This is a genomic window from Enterobacter sp. A103, assembly GCF_034427535.1.
Classification (GTDB): domain Bacteria; phylum Pseudomonadota; class Gammaproteobacteria; order Enterobacterales; family Enterobacteriaceae; genus Enterobacter; species Enterobacter asburiae_B.
On sequence record NZ_JAXQPQ010000006.1, the window covers coordinates 45153 to 61937 of the forward strand.

16 protein-coding genes are annotated in these 16785 nt (G+C 57.1%); 12 read left to right on the forward strand and 4 right to left on the reverse strand.

Going from position 1 to position 16785, the window contains the following annotated elements:
• Window positions 1-62 precede the first annotated feature (62 nt).
• The 4 genes from yrfG to pckA all read left to right on the forward strand — a co-directional run bounded on the left by yrfG (window position 63) and on the right by pckA (window position 4057).
• Window positions 63-746, forward strand: coding sequence for a GMP/IMP nucleotidase (gene yrfG, locus SPH27_RS16715; protein WP_182071594.1), 684 nt, complete (start codon window positions 63-65; stop codon window positions 744-746).
• Window positions 743-1144 (forward strand): ribosome-associated heat shock protein Hsp15, encoded by a 402-nt coding sequence (gene hslR / locus SPH27_RS16720; RefSeq protein ID WP_029740483.1) that lies wholly within the window; start codon window positions 743-745, stop codon window positions 1142-1144. The genes yrfG and hslR overlap by 4 nt, the downstream gene beginning before the upstream one ends.
• 17 nt (window positions 1145-1161) lie before the next feature.
• Window positions 1162-2046: an Hsp33 family molecular chaperone HslO gene (hslO, locus tag SPH27_RS16725; RefSeq protein WP_161495995.1), complete on the forward strand. Its 885-nt coding sequence runs from the start codon at window positions 1162-1164 to the stop codon at window positions 2044-2046.
• Window positions 2047-2437: 391 nt separating this feature from the next.
• Complete coding sequence (gene pckA, locus SPH27_RS16730) at window positions 2438-4057, forward strand: phosphoenolpyruvate carboxykinase (ATP) (protein WP_023309493.1); 1620 nt, start codon at window positions 2438-2440, stop codon at window positions 4055-4057.
• A gap of 96 nt (window positions 4058-4153) precedes the next feature.
• Here the strand turns inward: pckA and envZ are convergent, their stop codons facing one another.
• Both envZ and ompR read right to left on the reverse strand, forming a co-directional pair.
• Window positions 4154-5500 (reverse strand): two-component system sensor histidine kinase EnvZ, encoded by a 1347-nt coding sequence (gene envZ / locus SPH27_RS16735; RefSeq protein ID WP_010436407.1) that lies wholly within the window; start codon window positions 5498-5500, stop codon window positions 4154-4156.
• On the reverse strand, window positions 5497-6216 hold the full coding sequence (gene ompR / locus SPH27_RS16740; protein ID WP_001157751.1) for a two-component system response regulator OmpR: 720 nt from the start codon (window positions 6214-6216) through the stop codon (window positions 5497-5499). The genes envZ and ompR overlap by 4 nt, the downstream gene beginning before the upstream one ends.
• A gap of 232 nt (window positions 6217-6448) precedes the next feature.
• Between ompR and greB the strand changes: the two genes are divergently transcribed.
• The 5 genes from greB to feoC all read left to right on the forward strand — a co-directional run bounded on the left by greB (window position 6449) and on the right by feoC (window position 12500).
• Window positions 6449-6922, forward strand: a complete 474-nt coding sequence (gene greB / locus SPH27_RS16745; RefSeq protein WP_014885539.1) for a transcription elongation factor GreB — start codon at window positions 6449-6451, stop codon at window positions 6920-6922.
• An 87-nt stretch (window positions 6923-7009) separates the two neighbouring features.
• Window positions 7010-9340 carry a Tex family protein gene (locus SPH27_RS16750; protein WP_182071595.1) on the forward strand — a complete coding sequence of 777 codons (2331 nt, stop codon included), beginning with the start codon at window positions 7010-7012 and terminating at the stop codon, window positions 9338-9340.
• A gap of 336 nt (window positions 9341-9676) precedes the next feature.
• Window positions 9677-9904 carry a ferrous iron transporter A gene (gene feoA, locus SPH27_RS16755; RefSeq protein WP_008503050.1) on the forward strand — a complete coding sequence of 76 codons (228 nt, stop codon included), beginning with the start codon at window positions 9677-9679 and terminating at the stop codon, window positions 9902-9904.
• 30 nt (window positions 9905-9934) lie between these two features.
• Window positions 9935-12253: a Fe(2+) transporter permease subunit FeoB gene (gene feoB, locus SPH27_RS16760; RefSeq protein WP_182071596.1), complete on the forward strand. Its 2319-nt coding sequence runs from the start codon at window positions 9935-9937 to the stop codon at window positions 12251-12253.
• 10 nt (window positions 12254-12263) lie between these two features.
• Window positions 12264-12500, forward strand: a complete 237-nt coding sequence (gene feoC, locus SPH27_RS16765) for a [Fe-S]-dependent transcriptional repressor FeoC (protein WP_048976275.1) — start codon at window positions 12264-12266, stop codon at window positions 12498-12500.
• Between the two features lie 33 nt (window positions 12501-12533).
• On the opposite strand, the gene SPH27_RS16770 is transcribed toward feoC, so the two are convergent.
• Together SPH27_RS16770 and bioH are read right to left on the reverse strand one after the other, a co-directional pair.
• Window positions 12534-12803, reverse strand: coding sequence for a YdgH/BhsA/McbA-like domain containing protein (locus tag SPH27_RS16770; protein ID WP_048976276.1), 270 nt, complete (start codon window positions 12801-12803; stop codon window positions 12534-12536).
• A 111-nt stretch (window positions 12804-12914) separates the two neighbouring features.
• Complete coding sequence (bioH, locus tag SPH27_RS16775; RefSeq protein ID WP_045888430.1) at window positions 12915-13688, reverse strand: pimeloyl-ACP methyl ester esterase BioH; 774 nt, start codon at window positions 13686-13688, stop codon at window positions 12915-12917.
• Between the two features lie 36 nt (window positions 13689-13724).
• Here bioH and gntX point away from each other — a divergent pair, with 36 nt between their 5' ends.
• The 3 genes from gntX (at window position 13725) to gntT (ending at window position 16751) form a co-directional block, all read left to right on the forward strand.
• Entirely contained in the window at window positions 13725-14408 is a 684-nt protein-coding gene (gene gntX, locus SPH27_RS16780; RefSeq protein WP_182071598.1) for a DNA utilization protein GntX, read from the forward strand.
• 61 nt (window positions 14409-14469) lie between these two features.
• On the forward strand, window positions 14470-15045 hold the full coding sequence (nfuA, locus tag SPH27_RS16785; RefSeq protein WP_008503055.1) for a Fe-S biogenesis protein NfuA: 576 nt from the start codon (window positions 14470-14472) through the stop codon (window positions 15043-15045).
• 389 nt (window positions 15046-15434) lie between these two features.
• Window positions 15435-16751 (forward strand): gluconate transporter, encoded by a 1317-nt coding sequence (gene gntT / locus SPH27_RS16790; RefSeq protein ID WP_039263070.1) that lies wholly within the window; start codon window positions 15435-15437, stop codon window positions 16749-16751.
• The last annotated feature ends 34 nt before the right edge of the window (window positions 16752-16785 follow it).

The following is a 16785-nucleotide window of genomic DNA, read 5'->3' on the forward strand; positions in this document are numbered from 1 at the left end:
TCGTTGCGCGGCAAGATGTGCTACCCTGTCGCGCACGTTTCTTCTGGCTGGAGTTCCCCCTTATGCATCTTGATATCGCCTGGCAGGAGGTCGATACCGTTCTGCTGGATATGGACGGCACGCTGCTCGATCTCGCCTTTGATAACTATTTCTGGCAAACGCTGGTTCCTGAAACTTATGGCGAGCAGCAGGGGATCTCCCCGGCAGAAGCGCAGGCATTCATTCGTTCGCAATATAGCGCGGTGCAACATACGCTAAACTGGTACTGTCTTGACTACTGGAGCGAGCGCCTCGGTTTGGATATTTGTGCCATGACCACCGCCCAGGGCCCGCGCGCCGTTCTGCGCGAGGATACCGTGCCCTTTCTGGATGCGCTGAAAGCGAGCGGCAAGCGCCGTATTTTGTTGACCAACGCGCATCCACATAATCTGGCGGTGAAGCTGGAGCATACGGGTCTGGCGTCGCACCTTGATTTATTACTTTCCACCCACACATATGGTTATCCGAAAGAGGATCAGCGGTTGTGGCATGCGGTGAGGGAAGAGACGGGTTTGCAGCCAGAACGTACGTTGTTCATTGATGACAGCGAGCCCATTCTGGATTCCGCGGCAAGGTTTGGCATTCGCTACTGTCTGGGCGTGACCAATCCTGACTCTGGCCTGGCTGAAAAAAGCTATCTGCGCCACTCTGGGCTGAACGACTATCGCCAGATGATCCCCTCACTGACCGTGAAGGAGACGCCATGAAAGAAAAACCCTCCGACGGGGTAAGACTGGATAAATGGCTGTGGGCGGCGCGTTTTTATAAAACACGCGCCCTTGCCCGCGAGATGGTTGACGGCGGAAAAGTGCATTACAACGGCCAGCGCAGCAAACCGAGCAAGCTGGTTGAGCTGAATGCCACCTTAACGCTGCGTCAGGGCAACGATGAACGTACGGTGGTGATTAAAGCCATTACCGAACAGCGTCGACCTGCAGCGGAAGCCGTACTGCTTTATGAAGAGACGGCGGAGAGCATTGAAAAGCGCGAGAAGACCGCGCTGGCGCGCAAAATGAACGCGCTGACGATGCCCCACCCGGACCGGCGACCGGATAAAAAAGAGCGCCGCGATCTAATGAAATTTAAACACGGTGAGACTGATTAACCTCACCCGCACGAGAGATGAAAATGGCCCAACACGACCAATTACACCGCTATCTGTTTGAACAATTCGCCGTGCGCGGCGAGCTGGTCACCGTATCCGAAACCTGGAAACAGATTCTGGAAAACCACAACTACCCGCTGCCGGTGAAGACCCTGTTGGGCGAACTGCTGGTTGCCACCAGCCTGCTGACGGCGACGCTGAAGTTTGCCGGTGATATCACCGTGCAGCTGCAGGGTGACGGCCCGATGACGCTGGCGGTGATCAACGGCAATAACCAGCAGCAGATGCGCGGCGTGGCGCGCGTTCAGGGCGACGTGCCTGAAAATGCAGACCTCAAAACGCTGGTGGGTAATGGCTACCTGGTGATCACCATCTCCCCAGAGGAAGGCGAGCGCTATCAGGGCGTGGTGGGTCTGGAAGGCGATACCCTGGCAGCCTGCCTGGAAGATTACTTCATGCGTTCTGAACAGCTGCCGACGCGTCTCTTCATCCGCACCGGTGAAGTGGACGGTCAGCCTGCTGCGGGCGGTATGCTGCTGCAGGTTCTGCCTGCGCAGGACGCACAAACCAATGACTTTGAGCACCTGGCGACGCTGACCGAAACCATCAAAGCGGAAGAGCTGTTCAACCTGTCGGCGACCGACGTGCTGTGGCGTCTGTACCACGAAGAAGAAGTAACGGTTTACGACCCGCAGTCCGTGGAATTTAAGTGCACCTGCTCACGCGAGCGCTGTGCTGGCGCGCTGAAAACCCTGCCGGATGAAGAGATCGACAGCATCATGGCGGAAGACGGCGAAATTGATATGCACTGTGACTACTGCGGTACGCACTACGTGTTCAATTCGATGGATATCGCTGAGATCCGCAATAACGCCTCCCCAGCGGATCCGCAGGTTCACTAAACCTCTTTCCCCTCACCCAGCCCTCTCCCCAAAGGGGAGAGGGAACTTGAACCCCCTCTCCCCTTTGGGGAGAGGGCTGGGGTGAGGGGTAAAAAACTCCCCCCAAGCTGAATCGTTTTCCTTATGTAACTCTTACGTAATTTTCTTACGTGTATGCGATTACATTCACATTCCTTCCGATAAAATCACCACTCTTTAACCTTTTCGGAACATTTTCCCCAACCAAAAAGCGATTCCTGCGATAATCCGCCTGCGCTGTGACTGGAGTCGCAGCGTTTTCCGTTAGTAAGGGTTTTGTCCAGATGCGTAAATCTATGAGCCCCGTCGCGGTTAACAACCTCAGAAAAACCCTACAATTTCAGGCAGTACATATTGGCTAAGGAGCAGTGATATGCGTGTTACTGGTTTAACCCCGCAAGATCTCAAGGCTTATGGTATTCACGACGTCCAGGAAATCGTCTACAACCCCGACTACGATACGCTGTATCAGGAAGAGCTCAATCCAGCACTGGAAGGATACGAGCGTGGTGTGTTGACGAATCTTGGTGCTATCGCCGTCGATACCGGTATTTTTACCGGTCGTTCGCCGAAAGATAAGTATATCGTCCGAGACGAAACCACCCGCGATACGCTGTGGTGGGCTGACAAGGGCAAAGGGAAGAACGACAATAAACCGCTCTCCCCGGAAACCTGGCAGCACCTGAAAGGGCTCGTCACTCATCAACTTTCCGGCAAGCGTCTGTTCATTGTCGACGCTTTCTGCGGCGCAAACGCCGACACCCGTCTCTCCGTGCGTTTTATCACTGAAGTGGCCTGGCAGGCGCATTTCGTGAAAAACATGTTTATTCGTCCAACCGACGAAGAGCTGCAGGATTTCACCCCGGATTTCATCGTGATGAACGGTGCGAAATGCACTAACCCACAGTGGAAAGAGCAGGGTCTGAACTCCGAAAACTTTGTGGCCTTCAACCTGACCGAGCGTATCCAGCTGATAGGCGGTACCTGGTACGGCGGCGAAATGAAGAAAGGGATGTTCTCGGTCATGAACTACCTGCTGCCGCTGCGGGGCATCGCCTCCATGCACTGCTCGGCTAACGTCGGTGAAAAAGGCGACGTGGCGGTATTCTTCGGCCTGTCCGGCACCGGGAAAACCACCCTGTCCACCGATCCAAAACGTCGCCTGATTGGCGATGACGAACACGGCTGGGATGACGACGGCGTATTCAACTTTGAAGGCGGCTGCTACGCGAAGACCATTCGCCTGTCTGAAGAGGCCGAGCCTGATATCTTCCACGCGATCCGTCGCGATGCGCTGCTGGAAAACGTCACCGTGCGTGCCGACGGCTCCATCGACTTCGACGATGCGTCGAAAACGGAAAACACCCGCGTCTCTTACCCGATCTACCACATCGACAATATCGTGAAGCCGGTGTCAAAAGCGGGTCATGCCACGAAGGTCATTTTCCTGACCGCGGATGCGTTCGGCGTGCTGCCTCCGGTGTCTCGCCTGACGGCCAGCCAGACGCAGTATCACTTCCTCTCCGGTTTTACCGCCAAGCTGGCGGGTACCGAGCGCGGCGTGACGGAGCCAACCCCAACCTTCTCCGCCTGCTTCGGCGCGGCCTTCCTGTCGCTGCACCCGACGCAGTACGCTGAAGTCCTGGTGAAACGCATGCAGGCATCCGGCGCGCAGGCATACCTGGTGAACACCGGCTGGAACGGTACCGGCAAACGTATCTCCATCAAAGATACCCGCGCGATTATCGACGCCATTCTGGATGGTTCTCTGGACGACGCCGAAACCTTCACGCTGCCGATGTTTGACCTGGCGATCCCTACGTCGCTGCCGGGTGTGGATACGCATATCCTCGACCCGCGCAACACGTACGGTTCTCCAGAGCAGTGGCGCGAGAAGGCGGAATCTCTGGCGAAGCTGTTTATCGAGAACTTCGAGAAGTATACCGATACCCCGGCGGGTGCTGCGCTGGTGAGCGCGGGACCGAAGCTGTAGGTCAAAGCAAAAAGGCAACGAAAGTTGCCTTTTTTAATGTTTTCTCCCTCTCCCGTGGGAGAGGGCCGGGGTGAGGGCATCAGGCCGCACCTTTTTTTAACCCTCTTTCACCTGCCCCCGCGTCACCGGTACCGGCAGCCAGGCGCGAATGCTCAGCCCACCCCGCTCGCTGGTGCCAATCTCCAGCAGTCCGTTGTGGTTATCGATAATACGCTGAACAATCGCCAGGCCTAAGCCCGTGCCGCTGGTGCTGCGCGCGCTGTCGCCGCGCACAAACGGCTGGAACAGATGCTTACGCTGCTCGGGCTTGATGCCAGGACCGTCGTCTTCCACCTGGAACCAGGCGCGGTTGAGTTCAGACCCGCTGCTGACTTTGATCCAGCCATTGCCGTAGCGCGCCGCGTTGACCACCATGTTCGCCACCGCGCGCTTAATGGAGAGCGGGTGCATGCGTACCTGAATTTCACCCGCCTGCAGGTCGGTATCAATCTCCCGCTCGTAGCCGCTTTCCGCCGCCACTACCTCGCCCAGCACCGCGTTCAGATCCGCCATCTCCATCGGCATCTCCTGCCCGGTGCGCAGGTAGTCGATAAACTGCTCGATGATGGCGTTACACTCTTCGATGTCCTTGTTAATGGACTCGGCGAGATAACCGTCCTCTTCCCCCATCATCTCCGTCGCCAGACGAATACGCGTTAGCGGCGTGCGCAGGTCATGGCTGACGCCCGCCATCAGCAGCGTACGATCGTCCGCCAGCTGCTTCACGCCTGCCGCCATATGGTTAAACGCGCGCGTCACCGAACGGACTTCCGAGGCGCCATACTCGCGCAGCGGAGGTGGAATAATCCCTTTACCGACCTGCAGCGCGGCGTGCTCCAGGTCGACCAGCGGTCGGTTCTGTATACGGATGAACAGCCACGCGCCGCCTATCGCCAGCAGCATAATCGCCAGGGTGTAGCGGAACAGCGGCGAGAAGTCGCCCTGATGGATTTCGGTCAGCGGAACGCGAACCCAGATATTGGGTGACAGCCAGGTTTTCAGCCAGACGACGGGCGAGCTTTTGTTGACCTCAACGCGCACTTCCGTTGGGCCGCCCAGCTGCTGCGCCATCTGCTGGCTGAGGAATTCGTAGTGCTGCGCCCAGCGCAGGCCAGCGTCTTCCGCCGCTTCGTTGGAGTAGAGCGAAATGCCCAGCTCACGGTAGATTTCACGACGAAACGCCGGGGGAACAACAAGCTGCGTGCCGTCCTCCAGCTGTAGTTTATCGGTCATCAGCATACGGACTTCGTAGGCCAGGACCTTATTAAACTGCTGGAGGCTCGGCAGGATCGCAAAGTTCAGCACCACCAGATAGGTCGTCACCAGGCTGACGAACAGCAGGGTGACGATCAGTAACAGGGTGCGGGCAAACGAGCTACGCGGCGAGAAGCGCATTCGCCTCATGCTTTAGAGCCGTCCGGGACAAACACGTAGCCCAGACCCCATACGGTCTGAATATAACGAGGATGCGCAGGATCTTCTTCCACCATGCGGCGCAGGCGAGAGATCTGCACGTCAATAGAGCGTTCCATTGCGGAGTATTCGCGACCGCGCGCCAGGTTCATCAGCTTGTCGCGGGAAAGCGGTTCACGCGGGTGGCTGACCAGCGCTTTCAGGACCGCAAACTCGCCGCTGGTGAGCGGCATTGGCTCGTCTTCACGGAACATCTCGCGCGTGCCGAGGTTCAGCTTGAACTTGCCGAAGGCAATGACGGCTTCTTCCTGAGACGGTGCACCAGGCAGTTCGTTCGCCTGACGGCGCAGCACAGCGCGAATACGCGCCAGCAGTTCACGCGGGTTAAACGGTTTTGGAATGTAGTCATCCGCGCCGATTTCGAGGCCGACGATACGGTCAACTTCCTCACCCTTCGCCGTCACCATGATGATCGGCATCGGGTTGCTCTGGCTGCGCAGACGGCGGCAAATAGAAAGCCCGTCTTCGCCAGGCAGCATCAGGTCGAGAACCATCAGGTGGAAAGATTCACGGGTCAGCAGACGGTCCATCTGCTCAGCGTTCGCGACGCTACGAACCTGGAAGCCCTGCTCGGTCAGATAACGCTCCAGCAGCGCGCGCAGGCGCATGTCGTCATCCACGACCAGAATTTTGTAGTTCTCTTGCATTGTGTGTACTCCCAAAGGTTCGGATAGTCTTTGTAACAGCGTATTCTAAAAAAGTGCACGTATTCGACCAGTTAATTCTGGTATAAATTCTAGTCGAAATTGTTACAAAGCATATTTAACAGCAGCTTATCTGCTCATTTCATCACATAAATCATTATTAATCCTGTCTGTTACACTGTGCGGTACGTATTGTGCGCAAGACAGTTAACCGGCAGGCAGCAAAGGCTTTATCATGAAAACGCCCCTGATCACCCGCGAAGGGTACGAAAAGCTCAAAAAAGAGATGGATTACCTCTGGCGCGAAGAGCGTCCTGAAGTAACCAAAAAGGTGACCTGGGCGGCAAGCCTGGGCGATCGCAGCGAAAACGCTGACTACCAGTACAACAAAAAGCGGCTGCGCGAAATTGACCGCCGGGTTCGCTACCTGACGAAGTGTCTCGAGAATCTCAAAATTGTCGATTACTCCCCGCAGCAGGAGGGCAAAGTGTTCTTCGGCGCGTGGGTGGAGATTGAAAACGACGATGGCGACACTCTGCGTTTTCGCATTGTCGGCTACGATGAAATTTTTGGTCGTAAGGACTACATCTCTATCGACTCCCCGATGGCCCGCGCGCTGCTGAAAAAGGAAGTGGGCGATCTGGCCGTCGTTCAGACCCCAGCCGGTGAAGCCAGCTGGTACGTCAATGAGATCGTCTACGTAAAATAGTCCGAGAGCGCCCTCACCGGCTGGCATTTTGCCGTGTCAGCCCGTATAACTATCCCCTGATTTTTCGACTCAACAGATGATAAAGCCATGATGAATGATTCGCTCTGCCGCATTATTGCGGGTGATATTCAGGCCAGAGCCGAACAGGTAGAAGCTGCCGTTCGCCTGCTTGATGAAGGGAACACCGTGCCGTTTATTGCACGCTATCGTAAGGAAGTCACCGGCGGTCTGGATGACACGCAGCTGCGTAACCTGGAGACCCGTCTGGGCTATCTGCGCGAGCTGGAAGAACGTCGTCAGGCGATCCTTAAATCTATCGGCGAACAGGGCAAGCTGACCAGCGAGCTTGAAAGCGCCATCAACGGCACCCTGAGCAAAACCGAACTCGAAGATCTCTATCTGCCGTACAAACCGAAGCGCCGCACGCGCGGGCAGATTGCGATTGAAGCGGGTCTTGAGCCGCTGGCCGACCTGCTGTGGAACGAGCCGTCCCACGATCCGGAAACCGAAGCGGCGAAATTCATCGACGCCGACAAAGGCGTAGCGGACACCAAGGCCGCCCTTGACGGCGCGCGCTACATTCTGATGGAGCGCTTCGCCGAAGACGCCGCCCTGCTCGCTAAAGTGCGTGATTACCTGTGGAAGAATGCCCACATCGTCTCTACCGTCGTCGCGGGTAAAGAGGAAGAAGGCGCGAAATTCCGCGACTACTTCGATCACCACGAACCGATCTCTACCGCCCCTTCACACCGCGCGCTGGCGATGTTCCGCGGCCGCAACGAAGGCGTGCTCCAGCTCTCCCTGAACGCCGACCCGCAGTTTGACGAGCCGCCGAAAGAGAGCCACTGCGAGCAGATCATTATCGACCATCTCGGCCTGCGCCTGAACAACGCCCCGGCGGACAGCTGGCGCAAAGGCGTGGTGAGCTGGACCTGGCGCATCAAGGTGCTGATGCACCTCGAAACCGAGCTGATGGGCACCGTGCGCGAGCGCGCCGAAGATGAAGCGATTAACGTCTTCGCCCGTAACCTGCACGACCTGCTGATGGCAGCCCCTGCCGGCCTGCGCGCGACTATGGGTCTCGATCCGGGTCTGCGTACCGGCGTGAAGGTCGCCGTCGTTGACGGCACCGGCAAGCTGGTGGCGACCGATACCATCTATCCGCACACCGGCCAGGCAGCGAAAGCGGCCGTCGTCGTGGCGGCGCTGTGCGAAAAATACAACGTCGAGCTGGTTGCCATCGGCAACGGTACGGCCTCACGCGAAACCGAGCGTTTCTACCTCGACGTGCAGAAGCAGTTCCCGAAAGTGACGGCACAGAAAGTGATAGTCAGCGAAGCGGGAGCATCCGTCTATTCTGCGTCCGAGCTGGCGGCCCAGGAGTTCCCGGACCTGGACGTTTCCCTGCGCGGTGCGGTCTCTATCGCACGCCGCCTGCAGGATCCGCTGGCGGAGCTGGTGAAGATCGACCCGAAATCCATCGGCGTGGGCCAGTATCAGCACGACGTGAGCCAGACTCAGCTGGCGCGCAAGCTGGATGCGGTGGTGGAAGACTGCGTAAACGCCGTCGGCGTTGACCTGAATACCGCTTCCGTTCGCCTGCTGACCCGCGTGGCGGGCTTAACCCGCATGATGGCGCAGAACATCGTCGCCTGGCGTGATGAGAACGGCCAGTTCCAGAACCGTCAGCAGCTGCTGAAGGTGAGCCGTCTGGGGCCAAAAGCCTTTGAGCAGTGTGCGGGCTTCCTGCGCATCAACCACGGCGATAACCCGCTGGATGCCTCCACCGTTCACCCGGAAGCGTACCCGGTTGTGGAGCGCATTCTGGCCGCCACCCAGCAGGCACTGAAAGATCTTATGGGTGACAGCAGCGCCCTGCGCAACCTGAAAGCCGTTGATTTCACCGATGACAAATTTGGTGTCCCCACCGTCACCGACATCATCAAAGAGCTGGAAAAGCCGGGCCGCGATCCGCGTCCTGAGTTCAAGACGGCGACCTTTGCTGACGGCGTGGAAACCATGAACGACCTGCTGCCCGGCATGGTGCTGGAAGGCGCGGTGACCAACGTCACTAACTTTGGCGCGTTTGTGGATATCGGCGTGCATCAGGACGGTCTGGTGCATATCTCTTCCCTTGCCGACAAGTTCGTTGAAGACCCGCACACCGTGGTCAAAGCGGGCGACATCGTGAAGGTGAAAGTGCTGGAAGTCGATCTGCAGCGCAAGCGTATCGCGCTGACCATGCGTCTGGACGAGCAGCCGGGCGACACCAGCGCGCGCCGCGGCGGCAATGGCGGTGGCCGCGAGCAGCAGCGCCCGGCCGCAAAAGCGGCAAAACCGCGCGGACGTGACGCTCAGCCTGCTGGCAACAGCGCGATGATGGATGCGCTGGCGGCAGCGATGGGTAAGAAACGCTAAGGCTGTCAATGCCCCTCACCCTAACCCTCTCCCCAAAGGGGAGAGGGATCGCACGGTGCAGTCTTTCCCCCTCGTCCTCATGGATGGGGGGAATAAATTCATATCGAAATATATGAAACCGATTGCATAGCCATATTTAAACCACGAATTATCACCCCGTTAACAAATACTCCCCTTTTTGTTTTCCAGGCAATTCAGCAAATATTGAGCCAGGTCAAACAGGCCGTAAATTAATACCGTAAACAACATTCCGTCACAGTTTTAATATTGCTGATAAAAACTATTCTCATTATCATCCCATAGTAGATAATTTAACCTTTCGTGGAATCAGGCGTTATGCAATTCACTCCAGACAGTGCATGGAAGATTACCGGTTTTACCCGCGAAATTAGCCCAGCCTATCGGCAAAAGCTGCTGTCGCTGGGCATGCTGCCCGGCTCGTCATTCCAGGTCGTGCGCGTGGCGCCGCTGGGCGATCCGGTTCATATCGAAACCCGCCGCGTGAATCTGGTGCTGCGTAAGAAAGACCTCGCGTTAATAGAAGTCGAAGCCTTATCCCGATAACAAGCCAGCGGTTTCAGTGAGTCTAAAAAAATGAAAAAGTTAACTATTGGCTTAATTGGCAATCCTAATTCCGGCAAGACGACGCTTTTTAACCAGCTAACCGGAGCCCGCCAGCGCGTGGGCAACTGGGCGGGCGTGACGGTTGAGCGTAAAGAGGGCCAGTTCACGACAACGGACAACCAGGTGACGCTGGTTGACCTTCCAGGCACCTACTCCTTAACCACCATTTCGTCGCAAACCTCGCTCGATGAGCAGATTGCCTGCCACTATATTCTTGGCGGCGACGCGGACCTGCTGATCAACGTGGTCGACGCTTCCAATCTCGAACGTAACCTTTATCTGACGCTGCAGCTGCTGGAGCTGGGCATCCCCTGCATCGTGGCGCTCAACATGCTCGACATTGCGGAGAAACAAAAGCTTCGTATCGACGTCGATGCCCTCTCCGCGCGCCTGGGTTGCCCGGTCGTTCCGCTGGTCTCGACGCGCGCTCGCGGTATTGATGCGCTGAAGCTGGCCATTGACCGTCACCAGGGAAATCATGACATTGAGCTGGTGCATTACGCGAAGCCTCTCCTGCGCGAAGCCAATGTGCTGGCGCAGGAGATGGACAAAAGCATGCCTGCGAAACAGCGCCTGTGGCTTGGCCTGCAGATGCTGGAAGGGGATATCTACAGCCGCGCTTACGCCGGGCATGCGGCCGATAAGCTGGACGCCACGGTGGCCCGTCTTAGCGACGAGCTGGACGACCCAGCGCTGCACATCGCCGATGCGCGTTACCAGGCCATCGCCTCGATTTGCGACGTTGTCAGTAACGCCCTGACGGCAGAGCCCAGCCGCTTTACGGCAGCGGTGGATAAAGTTGTGCTTAACCGCTTCCTCGGTTTGCCCATCTTCCTGCTGGTGATGTACGTGATGTTCCTGCTCGCCATTAACATCGGCGGCGCCCTCCAGCCCATTTTCGACGCCGGTTCCGTCGCGGTCTTCGTCCACGGAATTCAGTGGGTGGGTTACACTCTGCACTTCCCTGAATGGTTAACCATCTTCCTCGCACAGGGGATCGGCGGCGGTATCAACACCGTTCTGCCTCTGGTGCCGCAGATCGGCATGATGTATCTGTTCCTCTCGTTCCTGGAAGATTCCGGCTACATGGCGCGCGCCGCGTTCGTGATGGATCGTCTGATGCAGGCGCTGGGTCTGCCGGGTAAATCCTTCGTCCCGCTGATTGTCGGCTTCGGCTGTAACGTACCGTCGGTGATGGGCGCACGCACCCTGGATGCGCCGCGTGAACGTCTGATGACCATCATGATGGCGCCGTTTATGTCCTGCGGTGCCCGTCTGGCTATCTTTGCGGTCTTTGCCGCAGCCTTCTTTGGTCAGCAGGGCGCGCTGGCGGTCTTTTCGCTGTACGTGCTGGGCATCGTGATGGCGATCCTCACCGGTCTGATGCTGAAGCACACCATTATGCGCGGTGAAGCGTCGCCGTTTGTGATGGAGCTGCCGGTGTATCACGTGCCGCATCTGAAAAGCCTGGCGATCCAGACCTGGCAGCGCCTGAAGGGCTTTGTGCTGCGCGCCGGTAAGGTGATTGTCATCGTCAGCATTTTCCTGAGCGCGCTGAACAGCTTCACCCTCAGCGGGCAGGCGGCAGATAACATCAACGACTCTGCCCTCGCCTCCGTCAGCCGCATCATCACGCCGGTCTTCAAACCGATTGGTGTGCATGAGGATAACTGGCAGGCGACCGTCGGGCTGTTCACCGGCGCGATGGCGAAAGAGGTGGTTGTCGGCACCCTGAACACGCTTTACACCGCCGAGAACATTCAGGAACAGGAATTTAATCCGGCAGAGTTTCATCTCGGTCATGAACTGCTGGGTGCCGTAGAGGAAACCTGGCAGAGCCTGAAAGATACCTTCAGCCTGAGCGTGCTGGCGAACCCCATTGAGGCAAGCAAGGGCGACGGCGAAATGGCGACGGGTGCCATGGGCGTGATGGGCGAGAAATTTGGCAGCGCGTCCGCGGCCTACAGCTACCTCATCTTTGTTCTGCTCTACATTCCGTGCATCTCCGTGATGGGGGCGATTGCCCGCGAGTCCAGCCGCGGCTGGATGGGCTTCTCCATCCTGTGGGGGTTAAACATTGCGTACTCGCTGTCGACGCTCTTTTATCAAACCGTTAATTTCAGCCAGCATCCGCGCTACAGCCTGGTCTGCATTCTCGCGGTTGTGCTGTTTAACGTGATAGTGCTCGGTTTACTGCGGCGTGCGCGCAGCCGCGTCGACATCGACCTGCTGGCAAACCGTAAAACCGCCGCGACCTGCTGCAGCAGCCCGGCGGGCGACTGTCACTAAGGAGTAAACCATGGCATCGTTGATTCAGGTTCGTGACCTGCTGGCACTGCAAGGGCGAATGGAGGCGAAACAGCTGAGCCTCAGCCTGCATACGCCGCAGCCGATGATCGATGCCATGCTGGAAAGACTGGAAGCCATGGGGAAAGCCGTGCGGATTCAGGAAGAAGCGGACGGTTGTCTCTCCGGCAGTTGTAAAAGCTGTCCGGAAGGAAAGGCCTGCCTCAGGGAGTGGTGGACGCTGCGTTAACAAAGCCGGGCAGCGATGCCCGGCTTTATAGTATTACTTGTAGACGTCCGCCGTTGCGCGTACGTTTTTGGTCTGTTTTTCTGCACTGGTGACGACGTAGTACGTTCCGCCCAGCTCATCCGCTTTCTTCGACAGCTCTCTGCGAGCATCCATCGGCGCGGTGGTGTCAGACGTAGAAATCTCACCAATTTTCGTCAGATTCATGCTGGCAACTTTATCTTTTTCCAGCTCTTTTGCCGCAAAGACGCCAAATGACAGTGACCCAATAACCAGAGAAGTGACAATACCTGTAACAAGTTTCATAGCCTGACTCTCCATAGGATTGTTGTTTTGATTATCGTAGGCAGAACAACCGCAACGACATCTGGAGTATGGTTGCGGTGTGTTACTTTTTCCAGGCAGGATAGAAAATAATCAGTCGAAACGTTGACTTAACGCAATCAGCGCTGAACAAAATTCCGTCGGATGAGAGATAAACGGGGCATGTGCGGCTTTGGCAATAATCTGCGATTCACTCTCCGGCCAGAGCGAATCCAGCAGCGGAACCACTTTGCGCGGCACAATCCCGTCGAGATAACCGTAGATACGCAGGTGCGGCACCGTCAGCGCGGCCAGCGGCTCGCGCAGGTCAACCGTTTTCAGGAGCTCAAGTCCGCCGTTTAGCACCTCAACCTCCGGCATCGGCAGCGAAAGCACGGTCTGCTTCAGCGTTCGGGCATCCTTACGCGCGGTGTCTGTGCCCATTGTCTGCAATGCCAGGAACCGCTCTACGGTCCGCTGGAAATCTTCGCTCAGCTGCTGCTGGAAGCCCGCCAGCACGTCAGGCTTGATCCCCGGCCACTCTTCCTGCGCGCTAAAACAGGGCGACGACGCCACCGTCACCAGCGCTTTTACGCGTTCAGGCCGCGACAGCGCAATCTGGCTCGCCACCAGCCCGCCCAAGCTCCAGCCCAGCCAGACCGCGTTTTGCGGCGCAGCGTCCAGAACCTGCTGCGCCATTTCATCAAGCGACAACGCGCCATACCCGCGGCTGCGGCCAAAGCCGGGTAAATCCACCAGATGCAGCGTGAAATGCGAGGCAAGTTCCTCACGTATGCAATGCCATATCTCCGCATTCAGGCCCCATCCGTGCAGCAGCACAAGATGGCAATTTCCTGTCCCTACGGTCTGCCACCACAGCGTCTTCATCAGTTACTGTTCTCTTTTTTCACATGGAGGTTGCACATGCTAACAGTACCCGGCTTGTGCTGGCTATGCCAAATGCCGCTGGCGCTCAGCGGGTGGGGCGTCTGCTCCGTCTGCACGCGATCGCTGCAATGGCGTATCGGGATCTGTCCACAATGTGGTTTACCGGCCACGAACCCCTCGTTGCCCTGTGGCCGCTGCCTGAAAAAATCCCCGCCGTGGAGCGCGCTGGTGGCCGTGGATGATTATGTTCCGCCGCTGAACAGGCTGATCCACGCGCTGAAGTTTTCCGGGCAGAGCTCGCTGGCACAGCCCCTTGCCCGCCTGCTGTTGCTGGCGGCTTTGCAGGCGAGACGTCACCGGGCACTGCCGAAAATTGACATGGTGGTGAATGTCCCTTTATACCGACGTCGGCACTGGCGGCGCGGCTATAACCAGAGTGACCTGCTCTGCCGTCCCCTCGCACGGTGGCTCGGCTGCCGGTATGAGGCCCGCGCGCTGACACGCGTTCATGCCACCGCCATCCAGCATCAGCTCAGCGCACGGCTTCGCAAAAGAAACCTCAAAAATGCCTTTCGCCTTGAATTGCCGGTCGACGGTCTCCATATCGCGATTGTGGATGATGTCGTCACCACGGGCAGTACCGTTGCTGAACTTTCCCGACTGCTTTTGCGAAGCGGCGCCGCGTCGGTTCAGGTATGGTGTCTGTGCCGTACCTTGTAGCCCTTCTTCAATGGGCGTATGATTATACCCAGGTAATTTAGTCAACTATTAGGCCAAAGCTATGATCCGTATTTCCGATTCTGCACAAGCGCACTTTGCCAAACTGCTGGCAAATCAGGAAGAAGGGACGCAGATCCGCGTGTTTGTGATTAATCCAGGCACTCCGAATGCAGAATGTGGTGTTTCTTATTGTCCTCCGGACGCTGTGGAAGCGACTGACACTGCCCTTAAATTTGAACAGCTCACAGCCTACGTTGATGAGCTGAGCGCACCGTATCTTGAAGATGCGGAGATCGACTTCGTCACCGATCAGCTGGGTTCTCAGCTGACCCTGAAAGCGCCGAACGCGAAAATGCGTAAAGTGTCTGACGATGCCCCGCTGATGGAGCGCGTTGAGTATCTGCTGCAATCCCAGATCAACCCACAGCTGGCGGGCCACGGCGGTCGTGTTTCCCTGATGGAAATCACCGACGAAGGTTTTGCCATTCTGCAGTTTGGCGGCGGCTGTAACGGCTGTTCAATGGTCGATGTGACGCTGAAGGAAGGGATCGAGAAGCAGCTGCTGAACGAGTTCCCGGAACTGAAAGGCGTGCGTGACCTGACCGAGCACCAGCGCGGCGAGCACTCTTACTACTAATTCCGTATCCGTCTGTATCGCCCGGTGGCGCTGCGCTTACCGGGCCTACAGAAATAGTGAGGTCTGATGCCCTCACCCCGGCCCTCTCCCACGGGAGAGGGTGAAAACATTAAAAACGGTAACCTCATGGTTACCGTTTTGCGTTTACCTCCCATATGTTGACCTGCGTCTCATAATTCAAATTTAGCCTCCCAGGGTGATTCTCAATCGAGCCATGTTACCCGTATCATTCTCGTGGGCACTCAGCATCCTTATAACAGCCGACTAAACTTAATGGTTTCGAAGGCATCAGTATGAGTGCCGTTAACACTCTGTTCCCAGTTGGGACAATCGGAATTTGTCGTTGAAACAATGACGTTACCCATAACAATTCAAAGGCCAGGTAAATCATGCCATTAGTCATCGTTGCTATCGGTGTTGTGTTATTACTGCTCTTGATGATCCGTTTCAAAATGAACGGATTTATCGCTCTGGTTCTGGTGGCACTTGCAGTCGGTCTGATGCAGGGTATGCCGCTGGTTAAAGTTATCAGTTCCATCAAAGCCGGCGTCGGCGGCACGCTCGGCAGCCTGGCGTTGATCATGGGCTTCGGCGCCATGCTCGGCAAAATGCTGGCAGACTGCGGGGGCGCCCAGCGTATCGCCACCACGCTGATTGCCAAATTTGGCAAGAAGAACATCCAGTGGGCGGTGGTATTAACCGGTTTTACCGTCGGCTTCGCGCTGTTCTATGAAGTGGGCTTCGTGCTGATGCTGCCGCTGGTGTTCACCATCGCGGCTGCGGCAAACATCCCGCTGCTGTATGTCGGTGTGCCAATGGCTGCCGCGCTGTCCGTGACTCACGGCTTCCTGCCGCCGCACCCGGGTCCAACCGCTATTGCAACCATTTTCCACGCGGATATGGGTAAAACCCTGCTGTTCGGTACGATTCTGGCGATCCCAACCGTGATTCTGGCGGGCCCGGTTTATGCCCGCTTCCTGAAAGGCATTGATAAGCCGATTCCGGAAGGTTTGTACAGCGCCAAAACCTTCACCGAAGAAGAGATGCCGGGCTTTGGCGTCAGCGTCTGGACCTCTCTGGTACCGGTGATCCTGATGGCGATGCGTGCCGTGGCGGAGATGATTCTGCCGAAAGGTCATCCGTTCCTGTCCGTTGCGGAATTCCTCGGTGACCCGGTCATGGCAACGCTGATTGCGGTGCTGATCGCGATGTTCACCTTCGGCCTGAACCGCGGCCGTTCTATGGATCAGATCAACGACACGCTGACCTCTTCCATCAAAATCATTGCCATGATGCTTCTGATCATCGGCGGTGGCGGTGCATTCAAGCAGGTTCTGGTCGACAGCGGCGTGGATAAATACATCGCTGCCATGATGCATGAAACCAACGTATCGCCGCTCCTGATGGCCTGGTCTATTGCCGCGGTTCTGCGTATTGCGCTGGGTTCTGCGACCGTTGCAGCGATCACCGCGGGCGGTATCGTTGCCCCGCTGATTGCGACCACGGGTGTTAGCCCTGAGCTGATGGTTATCGCCGTCGGTTCCGGTAGCGTGATTTTCTCTCACGTTAACGACCCTGGCTTCTGGCTGTTCAAGGAGTACTTCAACCTGACGATCGGTGAAACCATCAAGTCCTGGTCCGCGCTGGAAACCATTATTTCGGTGTGCGGTCTGGTCGGGGTACTGCTGTTGAATATGGTGGTTTGATGTAAAAAAGCCGGGTAGCGCTGACGCTTACCCG

Coding starts and splice junctions, on each gene's coding strand:
- SPH27_RS16770 (WP_048976276.1), bottom strand. CDS start 12,803: ATGAAACTTGTTACAGGTATTGTCACTTCTCTGGTTATTGGGTCACTG.
- feoA (WP_008503050.1), top strand. CDS start 9,677: ATGCAATTCACTCCAGACAGTGCATGGAAGATTACCGGTTTTACCCGC.
- yrfG (WP_182071594.1), top strand. CDS start 63: ATGCATCTTGATATCGCCTGGCAGGAGGTCGATACCGTTCTGCTGGAT.
- nfuA (WP_008503055.1), top strand. CDS start 14,470: ATGATCCGTATTTCCGATTCTGCACAAGCGCACTTTGCCAAACTGCTG.
- ompR (WP_001157751.1), bottom strand. CDS start 6,216: ATGCAAGAGAACTACAAAATTCTGGTCGTGGATGACGACATGCGCCTG.
- hslR (WP_029740483.1), top strand. CDS start 743: ATGAAAGAAAAACCCTCCGACGGGGTAAGACTGGATAAATGGCTGTGG.
- hslO (WP_161495995.1), top strand. CDS start 1,162: ATGAAAATGGCCCAACACGACCAATTACACCGCTATCTGTTTGAACAA.
- pckA (WP_023309493.1), top strand. CDS start 2,438: ATGCGTGTTACTGGTTTAACCCCGCAAGATCTCAAGGCTTATGGTATT.
- gntT (WP_039263070.1), top strand. CDS start 15,435: ATGCCATTAGTCATCGTTGCTATCGGTGTTGTGTTATTACTGCTCTTG.
- gntX (WP_182071598.1), top strand. CDS start 13,725: ATGCTAACAGTACCCGGCTTGTGCTGGCTATGCCAAATGCCGCTGGCG.
- bioH (WP_045888430.1), bottom strand. CDS start 13,688: ATGAAGACGCTGTGGTGGCAGACCGTAGGGACAGGAAATTGCCATCTT.
- feoB (WP_182071596.1), top strand. CDS start 9,935: ATGAAAAAGTTAACTATTGGCTTAATTGGCAATCCTAATTCCGGCAAG.
- SPH27_RS16750 (WP_182071595.1), top strand. CDS start 7,010: ATGATGAATGATTCGCTCTGCCGCATTATTGCGGGTGATATTCAGGCC.
- envZ (WP_010436407.1), bottom strand. CDS start 5,500: ATGAGGCGAATGCGCTTCTCGCCGCGTAGCTCGTTTGCCCGCACCCTG.
- greB (WP_014885539.1), top strand. CDS start 6,449: ATGAAAACGCCCCTGATCACCCGCGAAGGGTACGAAAAGCTCAAAAAA.
- feoC (WP_048976275.1), top strand. CDS start 12,264: ATGGCATCGTTGATTCAGGTTCGTGACCTGCTGGCACTGCAAGGGCGA.